Annotated in this window: 3 protein-coding genes; all 3 read right to left on the reverse strand. The window is 64.9% G+C overall.

The genetic code is table 11. The features are described from left to right. Positions 1-758: GIY-YIG nuclease family protein (locus BFF76_RS30690; RefSeq protein WP_065849517.1), on the reverse strand; the 758-nt coding region annotated here is incomplete at its 3' end. After that, complete coding sequence (locus tag BFF76_RS30695; protein ID WP_051694869.1) at positions 758-2,110, reverse strand: restriction endonuclease subunit S; 1,353 nt, start codon at positions 2,108-2,110, stop codon at positions 758-760. The genes BFF76_RS30695 and BFF76_RS30690, both read right to left, overlap by 1 nt. Further along, positions 2,107-2,833, reverse strand: a 727-nt coding sequence (locus BFF76_RS30700) for a type I restriction-modification enzyme R subunit C-terminal domain-containing protein (protein ID WP_275935691.1), incomplete at its 5' end; no start/stop codon positions are given. The genes BFF76_RS30700 and BFF76_RS30695, both read right to left, overlap by 4 nt.

Below are 2,833 nucleotides of genomic sequence, written 5' to 3' on the forward strand. Positions count from 1 at the left end.
ACCTTGTACTGCTTGGCCGACGAAGCCTTGTAGTTGGAACGGTCCGGCATCTCCGCGGCCACCTCAGAGCCGGCCAGAACCGTGAACTCTCCGTCGACAACCTGCGCCTGAGCACCGGGCATCTGCAACAGGTGGAACACCGGGGAGTCCTCTGCCGCAGGGTCCGGCTCGGACTCGGTGACCGGTAGCGAGTCACCAGACCCAGCAGGCGCAGTCTGCGCGGCGTCGGGAGCACCGACAACCGTGCGGGTAGCCCTGCCACGCAGCACGTCCACGCCCAGGACCGGCAGCAGGATCTCCAGCTGACGGACGAACTCCTCCATGTCCGAAGCGTCCGCCTCGGGCAGGTCCGCACCGCCTGTGGGCTCGTTGCCGTTTTCCAGCGGCACCCGGCCGATCGCCTTGGCCATGCCGATCAGCTTCGACTCCAGCCAGCGCACGTGCGCGCTGGTCAGGTTGGAGTCCTTTGAGGCGATGACCACGACCTCCGACCAGAAGTCCTTGTTCTGGTCGTGCGTGCTCAGCCGCTTGGCGACGTTGTCCGACTGCCCGATGTACGCCTTGGTCTTCCCGGTCTCCTCGTCCTCACCCAACAGGATGTAGACGCCGGTCTTCTGCGCCTCCTTGCGCTCCCGGATACGCGCCAGGTCCTTGCGGGCTCCCTTGAGGAGCTGCCCGGTCCACGTCATGATTTCCGCAGTCGTCAGACCACCGGCCTTGCCGTCCACCAGGAACAAACGCACCTGCTTGCCCGCCATCAGAACAGCACACCTTCAGGAGCCTCAGCCTCGACGACATCAGCGGCGATCTCTTCGACCCGCTCGACGTCGGAGGCCGCACCGGTCAGACGACCGGAGAACGCTGCGGTCAGAAGTGAGCGGCGCAGCCTGTCTGCGCGTGCGAGCCCAGTCTCCACCTCTCCGATGAGGCGACGGCTCCGGCTGACCACCTCATGAATCTGAGCCAGCCGCTCGTCCTGATCCGGCAAGGGGGGAACTGGGATCGGCATGGTCTTGATGACCTTGAGACTGATCGAGGCGAGGTTGACGCTCTGCTTACCGTGTCTCTGGGCCCAGCGTGCACCGTAGGTGTTGGCGCACCAGGCCAGCCACTCCGATCGCATGTCGTCGCGCGGTCGCACGCGGAAGACATGGTTCTGGTGGATGCACCCTTCAATCTGTCCGTCCCAGACCCACCCGCGAGCGAGCTTGTCCCGGTCTCCACCCTCGTTCATCAGGACGTCGCCCTTTAGCAGGCGCAGTGCTTCAGCCTTGGCGGGCGGTACGCGGAGCGTTGTCACGTTCTCAAGGTCCAACCGGGCGCGCTGGACGTTAGCTACGCGCAGGTACGGGACCTCGATGTAGGAAGGGTCGGACTGCTTCTTTGCATCCTTCGTGACCCCGCCGACGACATCAGCGACTTCCCCCAGGGTCTGCCAGGACCACCCCTCTGCAAGGGCAGGAAGGTGTCCGTTGATGATCTGCTCGACACCGTCCTGGCGACTCTCCGTGCTACCCAAGGCACGCATAATCGTGGCGTCCTCGTACAGGGCACAGCGACGACGCGCGGCATTGAGGTAGTCGACGCCCGCGTCGAGGCGGGAGAGGTGGTCCTCCAGCACCTCGACGATCCGCGCTTCGGCGGCTTCACTGAAACGCGGGACCTTAAATTGTTTAATACTCTTCAGGTTCACGTGTGGCAGCTGAGTTCCAGTGGCTGACCCATTGAGGTGCTGTTGGAACTCAAAACCGCTGAGCCAGTGGTAGAGGTAAGCGCCGTTGATCGAGTGGGGCCGAATTCGGGCGACTCGCTGGACGAGTAGTGCGGGAAGGTCACTGGGGCGAGCCCGAGCGAGCTTGAGACCCGCGGAGATGAGCGGGCGGTCCATCCCAAGGATAAGATCCCCCTCCTTAATTGCCAGGTGCTCATACCCTGGAAGCATCGACTCAGGCCAGGTCCTCGTCCCCGCCCAGCGCAGCGCCCCAGGTTCGATGTTGTCACCTCGCAGCAGCCGGATTCCTTCGTCTGGTCCACCGAAGTGGGCGCTCTTGAAGGCGGGACCAGAATCGACCGCTGCGATCTCGCCGACGGTCTGAAACTCAGGCGTCACGCGGTCAGCTCCTTGTTCAGGGTCTCGAGGAGGGTGCCGACCTGGGCACCCAGGTCACGTACGGCGCCGTCGATGCCGCCGCGCTCGTCGAACGGGGCACCGTCGAGCTGGTCGACGTCGATCCCGGCCGAGGAGGCGATCACGTCCGCCATGTTGTCCAGCCACCACTTCTGTGTCTCGGTGAAGACAACGCCGGCCTGCTCCTGCTGCCGTAGCCAGCCCTGGTACTGCTCGTGGACCTTGTCCGCGTACGGCACCAGCTCGTCGTCACCCGTAAGGGTAAAGCGCAGCAGGGATACCAGGTCCGTGACCTGGGCCTTTGTGTTCGGTCGGACGCGGCCTTTCTCCACCTGCTCGTAGGCCTCCCACAGCCGCTGCGGGGTCCACTGGTGCGGCGGGCGGGCGATCCGGTCGGCCAGTTCCTTGATCTCGGCGAACGTGCTCCCGGCAGACTTGGTACCGGATTCCTCGGCCTGCTGCAGGACCTGGATCGCGGAGATCTCGCTGCGGTGCTCGTCCAGGTAGGCGCGCCAGTCCGTGACGATCTCGCGGGCCTTGTCCTCGGCGCCGACGCCGTAGGCCTCGAGCAGGGTGTCGGGGTTGGTGTCGTCGATGATCTGGTCGTGCTGGCGGCGCAGTTCCATGATGCGCGTACGCAGCTCGGGGTTGGCCGCCAGCGGGGTGATGGCCTTTTCGAGCAGGTCGTCGACCACCTGTTGAGGG

Source organism: Streptomyces mutomycini (assembly GCF_001700505.1).
Lineage (GTDB): Bacteria > Actinomycetota > Actinomycetes > Streptomycetales > Streptomycetaceae > Streptomyces > Streptomyces mutomycini.